13 protein-coding genes are annotated in these 19235 nt (G+C 70.5%); 7 read left to right on the top strand and 6 right to left on the bottom strand.

Annotated elements, in window-relative coordinates; translation table 11 throughout:
* Positions 1 to 189 precede the first annotated feature (189 nt).
* From mtrA to ACLKM7_RS14190, 6 genes are all read left to right on the top strand, one after another.
* Positions 190 to 870: an MtrAB system response regulator MtrA gene (mtrA, locus tag ACLKM7_RS14165; protein WP_436447804.1), complete on the top strand. Its 681-nt coding sequence runs from the start codon at positions 190 to 192 to the stop codon at positions 868 to 870.
* Positions 871 to 877: 7 nt separating this feature from the next.
* Positions 878 to 2554: an MtrAB system histidine kinase MtrB gene (mtrB, locus tag ACLKM7_RS14170; RefSeq protein WP_436447805.1), complete on the top strand. Its 1677-nt coding sequence runs from the start codon at positions 878 to 880 to the stop codon at positions 2552 to 2554.
* Positions 2551 to 4245, top strand: coding sequence for a GerMN domain-containing protein (locus ACLKM7_RS14175; RefSeq protein WP_436447806.1), 1695 nt, complete (start codon positions 2551 to 2553; stop codon positions 4243 to 4245). Before mtrB ends, ACLKM7_RS14175 begins: the two co-directional genes overlap by 4 nt.
* Positions 4246 to 4344: 99 nt before the next feature.
* Positions 4345 to 5001 carry a phosphoribosyltransferase family protein gene (locus tag ACLKM7_RS14180; RefSeq protein ID WP_436447807.1) on the top strand — a complete coding sequence of 219 codons (657 nt, stop codon included), beginning with the start codon at positions 4345 to 4347 and terminating at the stop codon, positions 4999 to 5001.
* 146 nt (positions 5002 to 5147) lie between these two features.
* Complete coding sequence (hpf, locus tag ACLKM7_RS14185; protein ID WP_436447808.1) at positions 5148 to 5807, top strand: ribosome hibernation-promoting factor, HPF/YfiA family; 660 nt, start codon at positions 5148 to 5150, stop codon at positions 5805 to 5807.
* A gap of 152 nt (positions 5808 to 5959) precedes the next feature.
* Entirely contained in the window at positions 5960 to 7189 is a 1230-nt protein-coding gene (locus tag ACLKM7_RS14190; RefSeq protein WP_436447809.1) for an amidohydrolase family protein, read from the top strand.
* A gap of 79 nt (positions 7190 to 7268) precedes the next feature.
* Here the strand turns inward: ACLKM7_RS14190 and ACLKM7_RS14195 are convergent, their stop codons facing one another.
* The 6 genes from ACLKM7_RS14195 to ACLKM7_RS14220 all read right to left on the bottom strand — a co-directional run bounded on the left by ACLKM7_RS14195 (position 7269) and on the right by ACLKM7_RS14220 (position 16232).
* The gene (locus ACLKM7_RS14195; RefSeq protein WP_436447810.1) at positions 7269 to 8630 is read right to left on the bottom strand and encodes a hypothetical protein; all 1362 of its coding nucleotides are present in this window, start codon (positions 8628 to 8630) and stop codon (positions 7269 to 7271) included.
* A 379-nt stretch (positions 8631 to 9009) separates the two neighbouring features.
* Positions 9010 to 10770: a DEAD/DEAH box helicase gene (locus ACLKM7_RS14200; RefSeq protein ID WP_436448047.1), complete on the bottom strand. Its 1761-nt coding sequence runs from the start codon at positions 10768 to 10770 to the stop codon at positions 9010 to 9012.
* A 463-nt stretch (positions 10771 to 11233) separates the two neighbouring features.
* The gene (locus ACLKM7_RS14205; protein ID WP_436447811.1) at positions 11234 to 14110 is read right to left on the bottom strand and encodes an FtsX-like permease family protein; all 2877 of its coding nucleotides are present in this window, start codon (positions 14108 to 14110) and stop codon (positions 11234 to 11236) included.
* 154 nt (positions 14111 to 14264) lie between these two features.
* On the bottom strand, positions 14265 to 14981 hold the full coding sequence (locus tag ACLKM7_RS14210) for an ABC transporter ATP-binding protein (protein WP_436447812.1): 717 nt from the start codon (positions 14979 to 14981) through the stop codon (positions 14265 to 14267).
* Positions 14978 to 15577, bottom strand: coding sequence for a PadR family transcriptional regulator (locus tag ACLKM7_RS14215; RefSeq protein ID WP_436447813.1), 600 nt, complete (start codon positions 15575 to 15577; stop codon positions 14978 to 14980). Before ACLKM7_RS14215 ends, ACLKM7_RS14210 begins: the two co-directional genes overlap by 4 nt.
* Before the next feature lie 94 nt (positions 15578 to 15671).
* Entirely contained in the window at positions 15672 to 16232 is a 561-nt protein-coding gene (locus ACLKM7_RS14220; RefSeq protein WP_436447814.1) for a hypothetical protein, read from the bottom strand.
* Positions 16233 to 16359: 127 nt separating this feature from the next.
* On the opposite strand from ACLKM7_RS14220, the gene secA reads away from it, so the two are divergent.
* Complete coding sequence (gene secA / locus ACLKM7_RS14225) at positions 16360 to 19197, top strand: preprotein translocase subunit SecA (protein ID WP_436447815.1); 2838 nt, start codon at positions 16360 to 16362, stop codon at positions 19195 to 19197.
* Positions 19198 to 19235: the final 38 nt, after the last annotated feature.

The following is a 19235-nucleotide window of genomic DNA, read 5'->3' on the forward strand; positions in this document are numbered from 1 at the left end:
GAAGCGGAGTCCAGGGCGGGCCGGACCCCTATCGTTTCACATCGGATGGATGCCCCGCCCCGGCTGTTCGGCCCGATCACGGCCTGTGCTCGGCCTGCGCTCAGGCGCCGTCGACTACTCTGTGGGGAGCGCATGGGGACGGCGCGTGCCGTGGCCCCGTGCCAGGACGTAAAGGAACGAACGCGCGCGATGACATCACGCATTCTGGTGGTCGACGACGACACCGCCCTCGCCGAGATGATCGGCATCGTGCTGCGCACCGAGGGATTCGAGCCCGTGTTCTGCTCGGACGGTATGCAGGCCGTCGACGCGTGGCGCGACGAGAAGCCCGATCTGATCCTGCTCGACCTCATGCTGCCCGGCATGGACGGCATCGAGATCTGCACGCGCATCCGCGCCGAGTCCGGCATCCCGATCATCATGCTCACTGCCCGAACCGACACCGCCGACGTGGTGAAGGGTCTGGAGTCCGGTGCCGACGACTACATCGTCAAGCCGTTCAACCCGAAGGAACTGGTGGCGCGCATCCGGACGCGGCTGCGGCCGTCGACGCCGCAGGGCAACGACACGCTGCGCATCGGCGACCTCACCGTGGACGTCGCCGCGCACGAGGTGCGTCGCGACGATTCCCCGATCGCGCTGACCCCGCTCGAGTTCGAGCTGCTCGTCGCCCTCGCCTCCAAGCCGCAGCAGGTGTTCTCGCGCGAGATGCTGCTCGAGCAGGTGTGGGGCTACCACTACAAGGCCGACACCCGCCTGGTGAACGTGCACGTGCAGCGGCTGCGGGCCAAGGTCGAGCAGGATCCGGACAATCCCCGGATCGTGACGACGGTGCGCGGCGTCGGGTACCGCGCCGGCGCCGTGGTGTGAGGATCCCGTGACAGCCCCGATCACGGGGGTCACGGCGACCCGGACGCCGCTGAAGGGCTGGCGGCTGTGGCGCGCATGGCCGGGCAACATCGCCACCCTGTGGCGGCGATCGCTGCGCTTCCGCACGCTGCTGGTGACCCTGGGATTGACGGCGCTCGCCGTCGCCGTCGCGTGCGTGTGGATGGCGCTGGCGATCCAGAACGACCTGTTCGGCTCGCGGCGGGATCAAGTGCTGGTCGATGCGGCCCAGGCGCGGTCATCGGCACAGGAGAGGCTGAACGCTGCAGTTCAGACCGACGGCGTGCAGCTGCAGAACGTCATGACGCTGGCATACTCCACCCTCAACAACGAGTCATCCAGCAGCCTCCTCGCGGCGTTGCGCATCGGCCCGCCGGTGCCCAACGCGCCCCAGGACTTCACGAGCTACGAGCCGATCGACGACGTCGTGAGCGATGCCTTGCGCGAGGCCGTGCGAGACAACCCGGACCGGCAGATCTGGCAGTCGGTGGCGCTGCCGACGGCAGCAGGCGGGACCACTCCCGGGATCATGGTCGGCCAGCAACTGTCGGTGCCCGGGGTCGCGTCGTACGAGCTGTACCTCGGCTACGACCTCGCCAACGCGCCGCAGACGCTCGGCTTCGTGCAGGGCACGCTGTGGGTGGTGGGAATCGGGCTGGTGCTGCTGATCGGCGGCGTCGCCTGGTTCGTGCTGCGCTCGCTGACGCTGCCGATCAGCGAGGCCGCCGACACCAGTGCCCAGCTCGCCGCCGGCGAGCTCGGCGTGCGTCTTCCCGTGCGCGGCGAGGATGAGCTCGCGACGCTCGGGCGCTCGTTCAACGCCATGGCCGACAGCATCGAGTCGCAGATCAAGGAACTCGCCGAGCTGTCGCTCGTGCAGCAGCGCTTCGTCTCGGACGTCTCCCACGAGCTGCGCACTCCCCTGACCACGATCCGGCTGGCGGCCGACATGATCAACGATCAGCGCGACGAGTTCGACCCCGCCACCGCGCGCGCGGCCGAACTGCTGAACAACCAGGTGCAGCGGTTCGAGCTGCTGCTCACCGACCTGCTCGAGATCAGCCGGTACGACGCGGGATCCGTGCAGCTCGACCGCGAGCCGACGAGCCTCGCCCACCTCGCGGAGGACGTCATCGGGTCGATGCAGCAGCTCGCCGACCAGCACGGCAGCGACGTGCGCCTGGTCGCGCCGGGGGGCTATTCGCCGGTCGACATGGACCCCCGCCGCGTCCGCCGGGTCGTTCGCAATCTGCTCGGAAACGCGATCGAGCACGGGGAGGGGCGCCCCATCGTCGTGACCGTCGACAGCAATCAGCAGGCGGTCGCGATCGGCGTGCGCGACTACGGTCTCGGCATGAAGCCCGAAGACGTGGAGCGCGTCTTCGATCGCTTCTGGCGTGCCGACCCGTCCCGCACGCGCACGATCGGCGGCACCGGCCTCGGGCTGTCGATCGCGCTCGGCGACGCCAAGCTCCACGGCGGCGAGCTGGCTGTATGGTCCGAGCCCGGGCGCGGCACGCACTTCGTGCTCACACTGCCCCGGCGCGGGGAGTCCGTGGCCGGAGCATCGCCGATCCCGGTGGACCCCGGTGACGACTCGATCGCGGCCGTGGAGGAACTGGGGCTGACCCAGCCGATCGAGCTGCCGCACGGAGGTGCGTCGTGAGCGCCGTGACGGCACGGCGCCGCGGCCTGGCGCTTCTTCTCGCGGTGTGCGCCGCGGCGCTGACCGCCTGCGCCGGCTTTCCCACGAGCGGCCCCATCCAGCCCGGAGTGGACCCCGACGACTTCGCGGACGAATCGCGGAACGTGGCGTTCCTTCCCAACCGGCCGCAGCCGGGGGCAACCCCCGCGCAGATCGTGGAAGGGTTCATCGACGCCGGCACGGGTCCCGGCGTCGGCGGAGACTGGGCGCGTGCGAGGGAGTTCCTCGCCCCCGAACTGCAGCACACGTGGCAGCCCGAGGCGAGTGTGACGGTCGACGTCTTCGCCGAGCGCACCTACACCGAGGACGAGGAGGGCGGGGTCACCTTCAGCCTGGACGCGGTCGCATCGGTCGATGACCGCGGAGAGTACGAGCGGGCTGAGGTCGCGGAGCGGACAATGCAGTTCAGTCTCGCCAAGCAGCCGGACGGCGAGTGGCGCATCACCGCCGCACCCGACGGCGTCGTTCTCGACCGCGAGCGGTTCCCGCGCGTGTTCCAGCGCTTCTCGGTGATGTACTTCGACCCGACGGGGGAGTACCTCGTGCCCGACGTGCGGTGGTTCCCCACCACCAATGCGCCCGCGAGAATCACGCTCGCACTGGTCAACCAGCCGCCGAGCGAGTGGCTGGTGGATTCCGTCACCTCCGCGTTCCCCGAGGATGTCACGGCTGTGCCGGCGGTCCCCGTCGAGGAGGGGGTGGCGCAGGTCGAGCTGTCGGAGCAGGCGCTCGGCGCCGACCAGCGGCAGCTCAACCGGATGCTCACCCAGCTCGAGGCGAGCCTCGCGCCCGCGGGCGTGCTCGACGTCGTGATGAGCGTCGGGGCGACCCCGATCCCGGCCGAGGCCGTGGTGACGCACTCGACGCGCGTGCCCGGTGCGCCGCTCGTGCTGACCGAGGCCGGCTTCGGCTTTCTCACCGGCGGTGAGGTCGACCCGGTCCCCGGGCTGTCTGAGGCCGTCGCGGCGGCGACGCCGGTGTCGGTGCAAGTGGCCCCCAACCGCGACTTCGCGGCGGCACGGCTGCAGAACGGCACGGTCGCCCGCCTCAGCGCCGAGGGCGCGGACTTCGTGGAGGTCGATCCACGGGCGGGCCTCATCGACCCCACGATCGACCCGTTCGACATCGTGTGGAGCGTGCCGCGCGAGCAGCCGGCGGCGCTGCGCGCCTACCTGCCTTCGGGCGACGCCGTCGACGTCGCCGATGCGTGGCCCGACGCCACCGCCATCAGCGCGATGTCGCTCTCACGGGACGGCACGCGCATCGCGGCGACGGTGACGGCCGGCGGACGCACCGCGCTGTGGGTCGCGGGCATCGTCCGAGACGACGGCATCCCCGTCCGTCTCGGTGCCCCGGTCGCGCTCGCGATCGTCGGCGGCCCCGCGCTCGGCGTGACATGGCTCGACGACCAGACCATCGGGGTACTGGCCATGGGCGAAGAGGACTCGATCGTGCTTGAGCAGGTGGTCGGCGGTCCGACGACCACGACGAACGCGCCCGCCGGGATGACGTCGATCGCCGGCGGCAGCGGCGTCTCGAGCCTGCGCCTGCGTGCGGCCGACGGCACACTGTACGTGCGGCGAGGCACCACGTGGCAGCCCACCGCGACCGGCGTCGTGGTGCTCGCCACGCAGCAGGGCGCTCCGCAGTAGGCCCGGGCCGCTTCCTCCCCAGTGGCGGTGGTGTCGCGGCTGTCCACCGAACCGGCGCCGCGGGTCCTGCGCGACGCGGGGCCGGGCCAGGGTGGCGTCATGATCGCCGACCTCTCCGATACGTTCCGCCGGGCGTGCGCCGAGGCGCTCGCCTTGCTTCTCCCCGTCGCGTGCGCGGGCTGTGACGAACCCGACGTCGCCCTGTGCGAGCGATGTGTCGTCGCACTCTCGCCCGAGCCGCACCGCCGCCTGATCGGCGCGGGCGAGGCCGCCTTCCCTGCGTGGAGCGGGCTGCGGTTCGAGGCGGTTCCGGCGCGCGTCATCCGGGCGCTCAAAGAAGACGGACGCACCGGACTGGCACGCGCGCTGGCTCCCGCTCTCCGCGCAGCGCTGGACGCGGCCGGCGGCGCCGGCGGGGCGACGCTGGTCGTCGTGCCGACGTCGCGGGCATCGTTCCGTCGACGCGGCTACCGCGTGCCCGATCTGATCGCGCGGCGGGCGGGCTTGCGGGTTCATCCGCTGCTCCGACAGACCCGCCGGGTGCACGATCAGCGGCTACTCGGCCGCGACGGACGGCGACGCAACGTCGAGGGAAGCATGCGGGCGATAGATGCCGCGGGCCGGCGTGTCATCGTCGTCGACGACGTCGTGACGACGGGCGCGAGCCTGGCCGAAGCCGTCCGCGCACTGCGCAACGGCGGTGCCGAGGTCGTCGCCGCGGTGACCGTCGCGGCGACCCCGCGCCGCGCAGCATAGACCGGTGAACCGCGATCTGCCGCATTCCAAACTCACAGGTGACAGAGTCCGAACGCGAGGCTACGGTGGGGCACACAAGGCGACTGATGGTCCGCCGTCCGCTTTCTCCCGATTGGGCCCGGTGGACCGGAACTAGGAGGTCAGGGATGGAAACCAGCATCGTCGGCGTGGGAGTAGGGATCACGGATCGCTTCCGCACTGTCGTCGAAGAGAAGGCCACCCGCATCGAGCACCTCGCGCCTCGAGCGCAACGCGTGGACGTGAAAGTCACGCATCGCGCGTATCACAACGGGCGCATGGAGGATGAGACGGTCGAGCTGACCGTCAACGGCCGAGGGCCGGTCGTCCGCGCGGAGGCGACGGACGGCGACAAGTTCACGGCTCTCGATCTCGCCGTCGACAAGCTGTGCGAACAGCTGCGTCGTGCGAAGGACAAGCGCGTCGACGCGCGCAACCACCCCCGAGGAGCGAAGTACGAGAAGGAGCGCGGCACGATCCAGGGCATCGAACTGCAGCCGGCTTCGGTCGAGATGCTCCACGCCGTCGCGACGGGCGAGATCCCGATCGTGAGCGGCAACGAAGCAGAAGAGGGCTACACGCCCGTCGTCATCCGGACCAAGGAGTTCGAGCCGGAATGGATGTCGGTCGAGGAGGCCGTCGACCGCATGGAGCTGGTCGGGCACGACTTCTTCCTGTTCATCGACGCGGCCACCGATCACCCGAGCGTCGTGTACCGGCGCAAGGGATGGGACTACGGCGTGATCTCGCTGGCGACGCAGGCTCAGCCCCAGGAGCTCGCCTCCTGAGCAGGCACTGACACACCTCGGGCGCGGCCGGTTCCGGCCGCGCCCGACGTGTGTGCGGCCGGCGTGAGGTCTCACGCCCGACGCGTAGCATCGGGGAGGCCGCCGCGCCGGGTCGCGGCATCCGCCCCTCTGCGCTCTCGGAAGGACCGCACGTGATCATCCGCAATGCCCGCCCCTGGGGCGCCGACGCCGTCGACATCGTCGTGGAAGGCGACCGCATCGCGGGTCTGCAGCCGCACGACGAGTCCGCCCCGCCGTGGCCGGGCGACGTCGAGGGGCGCGGGCGACTGCTGCTGCCCGCGTTCAGCGATGTGCACGTGCACCTGGACTCGTCGCGCATCGGCCTGCCGTTCCGCCCTCACAGTGCCATCGGCAAGGACGGTGGTGCGCCGGGGGTGTGGGGCATGATGCTCAACGACCGCGACAACTGGCGGGACACCGACGTGCCGCATGCCGAGATCGTGGCGGGCACCCTCGAGCGGATGATCGCGAACGGCACGACCCGGGTGCGCACCTACGCGCAGGTCGACGTGGACTGCCGGCTCGAGAAGTACGAGTCGGTCGTGGCGGCCAAGGAGCGCTTCGCGAACCAGGCCGATGTGCAGGTCATGATCTTTCCGCAGGCCGGCATCCTGCGCGAGCCGGGCACCGTCGACGTGCTCGAGGCCGCGCTGCGTGAGGGAGCCGACGTCATGGGGGGCATCGACCCCTGCCAGCTCGACCGCGATCCCGCGAAGCACCTCGATATCGTGTTCGGCCTCGCCGAGAAGTATCAGGTCGAGGTCGACATCCACCTGCACGAGCCCGGCGAGCTCGGCGTGTTCAGCACCGACCTCGTGCTCGAGCGCACCCGCGCGCTCGGCATGCAGGGCAGGGTCACGATCTCGCACGGATACGGGCTGGGCTCGGTGTCGGAGGCAGTGACGCGCCGGCTCATCGACGAGTTCGCCGAGCTCGACATCGCCATGGCGACGATCGCTCCCTCCACGAGCGGCCATCTGCCCCTCGTCGCGCTCGCCGAGGCCGGCGTGCGCGTCGGCCTCGGCGAAGACGGTCAGCGCGACTACTGGAGCCCGTACGGCAACTGCGACATGCTCGACCGCACGTGGCAGCTGGCCTTCGTCAACGGATTCCGCCGCGACGACCACATCGAGCTCGCGCTCGCCGTGGCCACGATGGGCGGCGCCTCGATCATGAGCCACTCGTCACCGCCGGTTGCGGGCGTCGGCGACCGGCCCGGCGTGGCGGTCGGCGACCGCGCCGACCTCGTCCTCGTGGACGGCGAGACCCCGACCAGCGCCGTCATGGACCGGGGCAGCGACCGCACGGTGCTCCACGACGGCCGCGTCGTCGCGGACAGGCTGCGCCTCGTGGGCCGCTGACCGGGGGCCGCTGACAGAGGCGAGCGAAGACGACGGATGCCGCGGACCTGCAGGTCCGCGGCATCCGTCGTTCTGCGGGTCAGTCCATGAAGCCGTCGAGCAGGCTGCCGATCACGAGGCCGCCCAGGATGCCGCCCATGAGATCGCCCCCGCCGCCGCGGCGGCCTCCGCCCCAGCCGGCCTGCTGCCCGTACCCGGGCCCGCCCCACTGGTCGGGCTGCGGACGGGCGGCATCGATGTCGCGCTGTGCCAGCTGCAGGCCTTCGCTCGCCAGGAACGCCGACCGGCGCGCCATCGCGAACGCCTGCTCACGGTGATCCTCGTCGATGATCGTCGCTGCAGCGGCCGAGGTGCCGAGGTAGCGGTCGAGGTCGGCGCGGACCCGCTCCGACTCGGCCAGGCGCGTGCGCGCGTCGGCGCCGATCCAGCCACGGTGGCCGGCGATCACATCGCGGGCCACGGCCAGCTGCCGGTCGGCGTCGTCGATCGCGTGACGCACGTGCTCCAACGGCGGGATGGGTCGCGCGGCGCGCTCACGCGCGGCGGCGATCGCGGCATCCAGCCCGGCATTCGCCTCGCGCAGGCGGGTGAGCTGCTCGAACGGGTCGGTGTTCACGCCCGCGGCGGGCAGCGCCGCGAGCGCGGCCTGCAGCTCGCCGATCGCCGTGCTCACGGCCGGGGTCTGCGGCTCGCGCAGGGCGACCACGAGATCGTCGCGCGAGTCCTCGACGATGGCGGCCAGCGTGGATTCGGCGCGCAGCGCCTCGACCTCGAACGTCTCGACGGCATCCAGCAGCGTCTCGGCCCGGCGCACCGACTCGGTCGCCGCCTCGAGCGCCATGTTCGCCTGCTCGCGCTGCCCGGCCTCGCGCCGGCGCTCGGCGACGCCGGCGCTGTGCTCGGCGAAACCCAGCAGCTGCTCGGCCTCGGACGGGTTCTGCACGACCTGCGACAGCGCGTGCGACGAATAGCGCGCGCTCAGGCGCTCGACGGTGGAGCGGGCATCGGGCACGCGCAGACGCAGACGCCCGGCATCCGCCCGCACTCTCGCGATGATCTCGGGAGCCCTGCGTGCGCGCTCGATCGGCTCCGCCAGGGCCGTCGTGCGGTCATCGAGCAGTTGCTCGGCCCATTCGCACAGCTGGGCGATGCGCGCGTTGCGCGTGCGCAGCTCTTCGGGGGTGTCGGGGATCTCGTCGTGATTCAGTTGGTGAAGGTGGAAGGCCTCCTGCAAATGCGTGCGCACTGCCTCGAGCGCCTCGCGCAGGTCCCTCGTCGCGTTCGGGCCGAGCTCGGCCTCGGCGAACGCGAGCTCGTCGGTGGTGAGCCGGATGCGCTCGTCGGCCGCGACGAGCGACTTCTGCGCCTGACGCGCGAGGTCCGCGTCCTGTGCGGTCAGCTCTTCCTGCTCACGTTTGCGCTTGCCCCAGAATCCGGCCATGGATCGATCCTACGGGCGTCGCTGGGAGCGAGCTGTCGGCTGTGGGTTCCGGTGCCCGACGTTCGCGCACAGCGTCCTGCCGTGGTGGTCGCGGCACGGTCCGGGGGTCAGTTGCTGCCGGTTCCTGGCCTCGTGCAGGCGCAGCCAGTTCCCGGCCCCGTCTGGGCGCAGCCGATTCCCGGCCCCGTCCGGGCGCAGAATCGGATCCGCAGGAGCGGATGGCGTGGATGACACGCCGCAATCCTTCAGTCGTTGCCGGCGTGTCGGCCTGGCGATCCGCAGGTGCGGATCCGATTCTGTGCGCGTGCGGGCGGCGCACCGCTCCCTGCGCGTTGGTGCGGATTGGCTCGTCTCGACGCCGGCGCCGGCGACGGATGCCTCAGCCGTCGTTGCGCTTGTGCCGGGGCTTGCGGGTGTCGCGGTCGCCGAAGCTGCGGTCTTCGTGCGGCGGCCGGCCACCGGCATCCGTTCGCCGCTGCGGGCGTCCGGTGTCGGGACGGATGTCGATCAGGCGACCCGAGATGCGCGTGTCGGACAGGCGCGCGATGGTGTCGCTCGAGAGGTTCGCGGGCAGTTCGACCAGCGAGAACTCGGGCTTGATGTCGATCGCGCCGAAGTCGTCGCGGCGCAGGCCGCCCTCGTTGGCGAGAGCTCCGACGATCTGGCGCGGCTCGACGCGGTGGCGGCGGCCCACCGCGATGCGGTACATCGCGAAGCCTTCGCGCGCCTGGCGGTCGCGTCGCTCGCCTCGCGGTGCGCCGGGTCCGCGGTCGTCGCGGCCGGCGCGATCGTCGCGCTCGCGAACCGGGCGCTCGCGGCGCTGCGGCTCGGGGTCGGGCTCGAGGAGGAGGGGCGTCTCGCCCTGCGCGACGATCGCGAGGGCGGCGGCGACGTCGACCTCGGGCACGTCGTGATTGCGGACATAGTGGGCGACGATGTCGCGGAACACCTCGATCTGCCCGGATTCGCCCAGGGCCGCCGAGATCCGATCGTCGAACCGTGCGAGGCGGGTCTCGTTGACCTCGTCGACGCTCGGCAGCTGCATCTGCGTCAGCTCCTGACGAGTGGCGCGCTCGATGGCGTTGACGAGGCCGCGCTCGCGGGGAGTCACGAAGCTGATCGCGTCGCCCGAGCGCCCGGCGCGGCCGGTGCGTCCGATGCGGTGCACGTACGACTCGGTGTCGGTCGGGATGTCGAAGTTCACCACGTGCGAGATGCGCTCGACGTCGAGGCCTCGAGCGGCGACATCCGTCGCCACGAGGATGTCGAGCTTGCCGGACTTCAGCTGGTTGACGGTCTTCTCGCGCTGCGGCTGCGCGATGTCGCCGTTGATCGCGGCGGCCGAGTACCCGCGGGCGCGCAGCTTCTCGGCGATCTCCTCGGTGACGATCTTGGTGCGGCCGAACACGATCATGCCGTCGAAGTTCTCGACCTCGAGGATGCGCGTGAGGGCGTCCATCTTCTGCTGCCACTGCACGATGAGGTAGCGCTGCGTGATCGTCGCCGACGTCGTCGTCTTGGTCTTGACAGTGATCTCTGCGGGGTCGTTGAGGTACTGCTGCGACATCCGGCGGATCGTCGCGGGCATCGTCGCCGAGAACAGGGCCACCTGCTTGGTGCTGGGCGTGTCGGCGAGGATCGTCTCGACGTCCTCGGCGAAGCCCATCTTGAGCATCTCGTCCGCCTCGTCGAGGACGAGGTACTTCAGCTCCGACAGGTCGAGCGTGCGCTTCTCGAGGTGGTCGATGATGCGGCCCGGCGTTCCCACGACGATGTGCACGCCGCGGCGGAGGGCCGAAAGCTGCACGCCGTAGCCCTGCCCGCCATAGACGGGGAGGACGTGGACGCCATTCAGATGCCCGGCGTACTTCTCGAACGCCTCGCACACCTGCAATGCGAGCTCGCGCGTGGGCGCGAGGATGAGCGCCTGCGGGGTCTTCTGCGACAGGTCGAGGCGGTCGATGATCGGCAGCGCGAACGCCGCGGTCTTGCCGGTGCCGGTCTGCGCGAGGCCGACGACATCGCGGCCGGCCAGCAGCGGCGGAATTGTCGCCGCCTGAATCGCGGAGGGGGTTTCGTACCCGATCTCACGCAGCGCCTTGAGGACCGGTTCGCCGAGGGCCAGGTCTGAGAATGTCATCGCCGCGGGCTCGACAGGAGCCTCTGCGTCGACGGAAGTATCCGTGGAAGTCACGCTTAAGGGTAGTGCGTACCGCCTGTGAGGCGACAGGATGCCTCGGGTCGCGCCATCCCATCGTTCCCGTGGCGCGGCCGCTCCTCGTTCACGCTGCTGGAACCGGCGGTCGCGCCCGATCTGGCGCACGCCCTCGTTCGCGCTGCCTGAACCGGCATCCGCTGCCGAACACTTCGATCGCGCATGCCGGTTCGGGCAGCGCGGCCGAGAGCGCCGTGGTCAGCGGGGGATGACGCTCTGCGCGGCGAGCTCGGTGATGTCGACCGGCTGCGTCGGCGGCAGGTGGATCGCGGCGGGATCGACAACGACCGGATCTACGGCGCGGATGCTGGGGCTCATGGCTCGTCCTCTCGAGGGGTGCATAGTGAAGGGCATTCACTATGTAGTGTCCGGCGGCGGGTGGGTCGTCTCACGTGATCGCGGTGCGGCGGGTGAGATCCGGATGCCGCGGCGGGACGAGCCACGACACCGCGGCGATCGCGAGGGGAAGGCCGACGGCGAGGCTCGCGATGAGCCACCACGGGATGTCCTCGACTCGCAGGTCGGTCTGGGACTGGATCGCGAATCCGATCGGCGGCAGGATGCCGGCCGCCGTCCCCGCGATCGTGCCGAACCCGGCGATGACGAGGCCCTGCCAGAATCCGATGCGGCGCCGCAGCCCCCGCGTGCCGCCGACTGCCGTCAGGGTGGCATCGTCCGGTCGTCGCTCGAACCGTGCCAGGCCGAGGGCGACGGCGCTCGCGCCGAGCACCAGCACGGCGACTGTGACGAGCACCGGAATCACCCACGCCGCATCGCTCGGCGGACCGGACTCGTACCGCGGCGCGAGCGCCCAGTCGGCGGTGCCCGCCATAGAGGCCTGCTCCATGAGCCTGTCGAGTTCAACGGTCTGCGGCGGCACCGCGAATGACGCGATGACGGACTCGGGCTGCGCCACGATTCCCAAGCCGGCCGCGGTCGCAGGCGAGATCGCGATCGAGATGGGCTGGCGGGGCAGGTCGACGACGACCGCTTCGATATCCGTCGTCCACAGCGGCTCGCTGACCTCAGGCATTCCCCAGTCGGCCGGACGTTTCGCAGGGTCCCAGATGTTGTCGGGGGCGCGGCCCTCGCTCGCGTCGCTGACCGGCCACGCGGCGACCTGGACGGCGCCGTCGGTGACGTAGCGGGGATCGGCGGCGAGAGCGGCGCCGTCGCGGTAGGCCGCGAGATCCGACGGCGACAGCGATATACCCAGGGCGGTCTCGAGGTCCCGAGGATCCACCACCGAAAGGGGATTCTGCGGACTCTGCCCCATGGTCGAGAAGCTGTTCTCGACCGACGGATCCAGGAGGTACCGGTCGGGCATCAGAGCCATCGCGAACTCCGCGTCGGCGCCGTTCTGCGAGTTGGCGGTGAACCACGCATTCGATTGCCGGCTGATCACGGCCGCGTCGCGTGCCCCGATGCCCTCTGCGAGCTCCACGGCGGCACGAGTGGCGAGCTCGGCATCGGCGGGCGGCACCGCGTCCATTCCGGGCGGCATCACGTCGATGGCGAGGCTTCCGAGCGGTGCCTGGTAGAACCACGTCCGCGCTGTGTCGGCCGTCTGCATCGAGGATTGACCGAGGGCGAAAACCCCGATGAACACCGTCGCCGCGATCGCCGCGAAGGCGGGAACGGGCCGCGAGGCGTTGGCCGCGGCATCCCGCGAGGCGATCCGCGCGGCGAGGCCGATCTTCGACAGCCCGCGTGATGTCCACCACAGCAGCCAGCCGCCCGAAACCAGCACGCCGATCTGCACCAGGATCGGCCCGATCACGATCCCGAACGGCGGGATCGCGCGCAGCGGGGAGTCAAGCGGGACATCCGGCATGGTGTGCAGCGCCGCAGCGGCCAGCCCCGAGCCCAGCGCGATCGCGGTGCCGGCCACGAGGAGCACCGAACCCCAGACGGGGCGGCTGGCGCGCGGGGCCTGCGGCCGCCGGGCGCCGCGCAGTGCGCTGATCGTGTCGGTGCGAGTCACCGTCCTGGCCGGCAGGAGAGCGGATGCCGTCCCCACCAGTACGGCGAAGACGAAGACTCCAGCCAGCACCGGCCACGGCACATGGAAACCCCAGTACTGTGTCGCACTGCCCGTGGTCGTGAGCCCCATGACGACGGCCCCGACGCCGATGCCGGCGGCGACGCCGAGCACGCCGCCGATCACACCGAGGGTCGTGCCCTGCAGCGCGATGGTGCGCGCCAGGTCGCGGGGTCTCGCCCCGACGCTCGCGGCGACCGCGAGCGAGCGCTGCTGTCGCCGGGCCGAGACCGCGAAGGCGGCTCCCGCGAGCATCACGGCCACGTAGGCGGCGAAGACGCCGGCGACGGCGAGCACCGTGAGCGTCATCCAGATCGAGCTCAGCCACACCTGGTGAGCGTTCGCGGCCTCAACGGTCGTCACGGTCGGCGGGTCGAGCACGACCTCGCGCGAATAGGCGACGATGCCCTCCTCATTGAGTTCTGCAACGTCGCTCCAGGCCAGGGAGAGCGTGGGCAGGTACCACCGCTGCTCGCCGGCGACGAGGGCCGCGTCGGCGAGGAACACCGCGGCAGCGGAGTCGGGGAGGGTCGCAGCATCCAGCGTGCCGACGACGGTGAACGTCTCCGGCCGTTCCGCGTCGGCGAGCGACAACTCGCCGCCGATCGCGATGCCGAGGCGCTCGAGGGCGGCCTCGGTCACCATCGCCTCGCCAGGTGCTGTAGCCCGGACGCCCTCCGCCAGGTCGAATCGGCCCTCGAATCGGGGATCCCAGGCAGGGCCACCCCACGCCTCGAGCCGGGCGGTGCCGCCGACCGTCTCGACGGTCGCTTCGCCGTGAGTCAGCTCGATCGCTTCCGTCCCGCGCGGGAGCGACCCCAGCGGATCTTCGAGCGGCGCGCCTTCCGGCATCTCCCAGGCGCCGTCCTCGCTGGCCGGGTAGCCGTTCCAGTCGGGCTGCGTGGGTGCTTGCCAGAATCCGGCATCGGGCACGCCCACGGGAGCGACCCAGGCCTGCATCGCGCCGAGCTCGACGGCGATCTGCTCGTCCGGTGTGCCGACGGAGCTCATCGCGTACACCGAGTACGCGCTCATCGCCGCGATCGGCAGGGCGATCAGCGCCACGACCAGGACGCTCGACCACTTCGCCCGCCACACCTGCCGGCGCGCCAGCCGCGCTGCGACGCGCCACCGGGACCATCCGCCGCCGCGCCGGCGTGCGGCATCCGTCGCCCTGTCGTCGGTTCCGGATGCCTCGACCGGCGCCTCCAAGACCTCGGTCACCGCGCAGCCCCGGGGATGTGCTCGCGCCCTGCCGTACCGTTCTCCTGACCGCCGGTGCGCGCGCCGCCACGCGTCCGCGGAATCTCGCGGGTCTTCTTGCCGACGAAACAAGACGTTCCGGAGAACGGTACGTGCAGCCGTGCCGAACGCGCGGTCATCGCGCGGCCAGCAGCGTGTCGGCGCCGTCGCGTCGCGATTCGTCGACGATCCGGCCGTCGCGCAGGAACACGATGCGGTCGGCGAAAGCCGCGTGGCGAGCCTCGTGCGTGACGAGGATGCCGGCGGCTCCGGCATCCACTCTCGCCCGCAGCATCTTCAGCACCATCTCGCCGGTCACCGAGTCAAGCGCGCCGGTCGGCTCGTCGGCGAGGATCAGCCTCCTGCCACCGACAACGGCGCGCGCAATCGCGACGCGCTGCTGCTGTCCGCCGGAGAGATCGTCGGGGTACGCCGCGGCCTTGTCGGCCAGCCCCACGGAGGCCAGAGCATCCCGGCCGGCCCGGCGGGCGACGCGGGCGCGGAACCCGTCGAGCTCGAGCGGGAGAGTGACGTTCTCGAGCGCGGTGAGCGTCGGGATCAGGTTGAAGTCCTGGAACACGAAGCCGAGCGAACGTCGCCGCAACCGGGCGAGCTGCTTGGCGTTCTGCTCACTGAGAAAGGAACCCTCGATCACGACCTCGCCCGTGGTCGGCGTCGCCAGGCCGCCCGCGATCGTGAGCAGAGTCGACTTGCCCGACCCGGACGGCCCCATGACGGCGACCAGCTCGCCCTGCCGCACGTCGAAGTCGACACCCGAGAGCGCCGAGACGGCGGTCTCGCCGTGACCGTACTGCTGCGTCACGCCGATGAGCCGCAGCACCGTGTCGGTCATGCGGATGCCTCGGCCTTCGCCGGGCGGCCGCGCTTGGGCTTGTCAGTCGAGAGCTCGAGGGCCATCGCGTGGTCGGGATGCAGCGCCAGCCGCTGCTCGGTGTGGTCGAGCCAGCGCACCTCGGCCTCGGCCGCGAAGATCATCGAATCGACGACCAGCGACCACGCGAGCTCCTCAGGACCGTCGGGGTTCGAGCCGGCGTACTTCGCGCGGTTGAGTTCCTGCAGTTGCGCGAGCGACGATCGGCGCTGGGTCTGGATGATCGCCGCGACATCCACGCCCGGCAGGGTCATCGCGATCGCGAGCTTGATCGCGAGTTCGTCTCGCGTGCCCTGCCCGCGCCGCACGGGGGAGTCCAGCCACGAGCGCATCTCGGCGGTGCCGGCATCCGTGATCTGCCAGTAGACGTGCCCGTGCTCGTCGACGTCGCGCTTCTCGACGAGACCGTCGCGCTCCAGGCGATCCAGGGTGTTGTAGATCTGGCCCACGTTCAGCGGCCAGGTCGACCCGGTGCGGCGATCGAACTCCGCGCGCAGCTGGTAGCCGTAGCACGGCCCCTGATCGAGGATCGCGAGCAGGCTCTGACGTACCGACATCCGGAACTCCTTCGGTGCATACCGAGTATGTAATTGCCGAGTATATACATACCGGGAAATCACCGGATGCCGCGCCGCGCCGCGGCGGGCCGGTTCAGTCGACCGGGGTCAATTCGTCGAGCGCGTCGGTCACGCCGGGCTTCGGGATGTTGCATCCATCGACCGGGTACGCGGGCCGGATCGCCCGGCCATCGGCGTCGACGAGCCAGACGTCGGGCACGATCACGCCGATCGCCGAGCACGGTCCTGGCCACTTCGGGTCGCTCGGCACCGCGAGCGCCGCCAGGAGCGGCGCGAGATCGCCTTCGAGTCGACGCGGCTCGACCGGCTCGGGCGACGGAGCCGGATCCGGCGCGGGCGGGGGAGCCTCCGCGAACTGCTCCGGGGTGATCAACTCCAGCGGCGGGTCGGGCGTGGGCGCGAGTTCGAGCACGGGGTCGCATACATAGACCGCGGCCGGCTCGAAGTCGGCCGGCACAGCACCCCAGCCGACATCCCACTCGGCGGAGCAATCCACCGCCGCAACCGCCTGCGACGGCGGCGTCACCGGCACGGCCTCCGGGTGCGAGGCGCAGGCCGTCACGCTGAGCGCGAACGCTGCGACCGACGCGACGCGCCAGGGCACCGGCATCCGGAGCTGCCGCCGTCCTGTCACCACTCCATGCTGTCCCCATCCAGCGCACGCCAAGGTCACGGGTGGATAACATAGGCACGTATGCCTGGGGCCATGCGTCCCGGCGGCACCGGCGCCGATCGCGCCACCCGACAGATGGAGACACTCCGTGGCCAACCCCCTCGAGAAACTGCTTCGCGCCGGTGAGGGTCGCATCCTCCGGCGGCTCCAGCAGGTCGTGAAGGCCGTGAACGCCCTCGAAGAGGACTACGAGCACCTGAGCGACGAAGAGCTCCGGGGCGAGACCGCCGAGCTGCGTGCCCGCTTCGAAGCGGGAGAGACGCTCGACCAGCTCATGCCGGAGGCGTTCGCCGCCGTGCGCGAGGCCGCCAAGCGGACGCTGGGCCAGCGCGCCTACGACGTGCAGCTCATGGGTGGCGCCGCCCTCCACCTCGGCAACATCGCCGAGATGAAGACCGGTGAAGGAAAGACGCTCACCGCCGCGTTCCCGGTCTACCTCAACGCCATCGCCGGCCAGGGTGTGCACGTCATCACGGTCAACGACTACCTGGCGTCGTATCAGTCCGAGCTCATGGGGCGCATCTACCGCGCGGTCGGCATGACGACCGGCACCATCGTCGCGGGCCAGACGCCCGAGGTGCGCCGCGAGCAGTACAACGCCGACATCACGTACGGCACGAACAACGAGTTCGGCTTCGACTACCTGCGCGACAACATGGCCTGGCGCAAGGAAGACCTCGTGCAGCGCGGGCACTACTTCGCCATCGTCGACGAGGTCGACTCGATCCTCATCGACGAGGCCCGCACACCGCTCATCATCTCGGGTCCGTCCTCCGGCGAGGCGAATCGCTGGTTCGTCGAGTTCGCCAAGATCGCCAAGACCCTCGAGGTGGGCGTCGACTACGAGGTCGACGAGAAGAAGCGCACCATCGGCGTGCTCGAGCCCGGCATCGAGAAGGTCGAGGACTACCTCGGCATCGACAACCTGTACGAGTCGGCGAACACCCCCCTCATCTCGTTCCTCAACAACTCGATCAAGGCGCTGGCGCTGTTCAAGCGCGACAGCGACTACGTCGTCATGAACGACGAGGTGATGATCGTCGACGAGCACACCGGCCGCATCCTGGTCGGACGCCGCTACAACGAGGGCATCCACCAGGCCATCGAGGCCAAGGAGGCCGTGCCGGTCAAGGCCGAGAACCAGACTCTGGCCACCGTCACGCTGCAGAACTACTTCCGCCTCTACGAGAAGCTCGCCGGTATGACCGGTACCGCCGAGACCGAGGCGGCAGAGTTCATGTCGACGTACAAGCTCGGTGTCGTGCCGATCCCGACGAACAAGCCGATGATCCGCAAGGACATGCCCGACCTCGTCTACAAGAACGAGCAGGCCAAGTTCGAACAGGTCGTCGAAGACATCGCCCGGCGGCACGAGTCGGGCCAGCCGGTGCTGGTGGGTACCGTCAGCGTCGAGAAGAGCGAATACCTCTCGCGGCTGCTGGCCAAGAAGGGCATCAAGCACGAGGTCCTCAATGCGAAGAACCACGCGCGTGAGGCCGAGATCGTCGCCCGCGCCGGGCGTCTGGGCGCGGTGACCGTCGCGACGAACATGGCCGGACGAGGCACCGACATCATGCTCGGCGGCAACGCCGAGTTCCTCGCGGTGCAGGAGATGAAGGCGAAGGGCCTCGACCCCGTCGAGACTCCCGAAGAGTACGAGGCCGCGTGGGACGCCGTCTACGAGGGCACGCGCGACAAGGTCGCCGAGGAGGCGACGAAGGTGGTCGAAGCCGGCGGTCTCTACGTACTCGGCACCGAGCGCCACGAGTCCCGCCGAATCGACAACCAGCTGCGCGGTCGCTCGGGCCGCCAGGGCGACCCCGGTGAGAGCCGTTTCTACCTGTCGCTGACCGACGACCTGATGAGGCTGTTCCAGTCGGGCGCCGCCGAGGCGATCCTGGCGCGGACGAACTTCCCCGACGACGTCGCGATCGAGTCCGGCATGGTCTCTCGTGCGATCAAGTCGGCCCAGAGCCAGGTCGAGGCGCGCAACGCCGAGATCCGCAAGAACGTCCTCAAGTACGATGACGTCCTCAACCGTCAGCGCGAGGCGATCTACTCGGATCGCCGGCACATCCTGCAGGGCGACGACATCGCCGGCCGCGTGCAGCACTTCATCGAGGACGCGATCAACGCCGTCATCGACGATCACACCGGCTCGGGTCACAGTGAGAACTGGGACTTCGACGCTCTGTGGACCGAGCTGAAGACCCTGTATCCGGTGGGTGTGACCATCGACGAGGTCGTGGCCGAGGCATCCGGCCGTCGCGGGGGCATCACGTCGGAGGGCCTCAAGCGCGAGATCCTGTCGGACGCCCGCATCGCATACGACAAGCGCGAAGAGACGCTCGGCACCGCCGCCACCCGTGAGCTCGAGCGCCGCGTCGTGCTGCAGGTGCTCGACCGTCGCTGGCGCGATCACCTCTACGAGATGGACTACCTCAAGGACGGCATCGGCCTGCGTGCCATGGCCCAGCGCGACCCGCTGATCGAGTACCAGCGCGAGGGCTACCAGATGTTCCAGGCGATGATGGGCCAGATCAAGGAGGAGTCGGTCGGCTACCTCTACAACCTCGAGGTCGAGGTGCGTCGCGCCGGCGAAGGCGAGGCCGCCCATGTCGAGGCGAAGGGTCTCGGGGTCGAGCAGGTCGAGGGTCAGCGTCTGCAGTACTCGGCGTCGAACGACGCCGGCGAGGTCGAGGTGCGCAACGACCGCGGCCAGGTGCAGCAGGCGGCGACCACGCGTCTGCGCCAGGCGGCTGCGGCCGCTGCGGCGACGCCCGCTCAGGCGCCGGCCCAGGCTGCTCCGGCGGCCGAGGCGCAGCGGGGGGCCTTCGGACAGCGGACGGATGCCGCGGCTCAGCCGCCGCAGCAGGCTCCGCAGAACCGGGCACAGCGTCGCGCCGCCGAGCAGCGCAAGAAGTAGCGCCGCGTCCGGCCACACCGAGATCAGGTGATTTCGCC

Origin of the sequence: Microbacterium sp. I2 (genome assembly GCF_051364985.1) — a bacterium.
Taxonomy (GTDB): Bacteria; Actinomycetota; Actinomycetes; order Actinomycetales; family Microbacteriaceae; genus Microbacterium.

What these genes read in the sequence shown, in the direction of transcription:
- mtrA (WP_436447804.1), top strand. Translation starts at nt 190, where the DNA reads ATGACATCACGCATTCTGGTGGTCGACGACGACACCGCCCTCGCCGAG.
- ACLKM7_RS14180 (WP_436447807.1), top strand. Translation starts at nt 4,345, where the DNA reads ATGATCGCCGACCTCTCCGATACGTTCCGCCGGGCGTGCGCCGAGGCG.
- hpf (WP_436447808.1), top strand. Translation starts at nt 5,148, where the DNA reads ATGGAAACCAGCATCGTCGGCGTGGGAGTAGGGATCACGGATCGCTTC.
- ACLKM7_RS14195 (WP_436447810.1), bottom strand. Translation starts at nt 8,630, where the DNA reads ATGGCCGGATTCTGGGGCAAGCGCAAACGTGAGCAGGAAGAGCTGACC.
- ACLKM7_RS14200 (WP_436448047.1), bottom strand. Translation starts at nt 10,770, where the DNA reads ATGACATTCTCAGACCTGGCCCTCGGCGAACCGGTCCTCAAGGCGCTG.
- ACLKM7_RS14210 (WP_436447812.1), bottom strand. Translation starts at nt 14,981, where the DNA reads ATGACCGACACGGTGCTGCGGCTCATCGGCGTGACGCAGCAGTACGGT.
- ACLKM7_RS14215 (WP_436447813.1), bottom strand. Translation starts at nt 15,577, where the DNA reads ATGTCGGTACGTCAGAGCCTGCTCGCGATCCTCGATCAGGGGCCGTGC.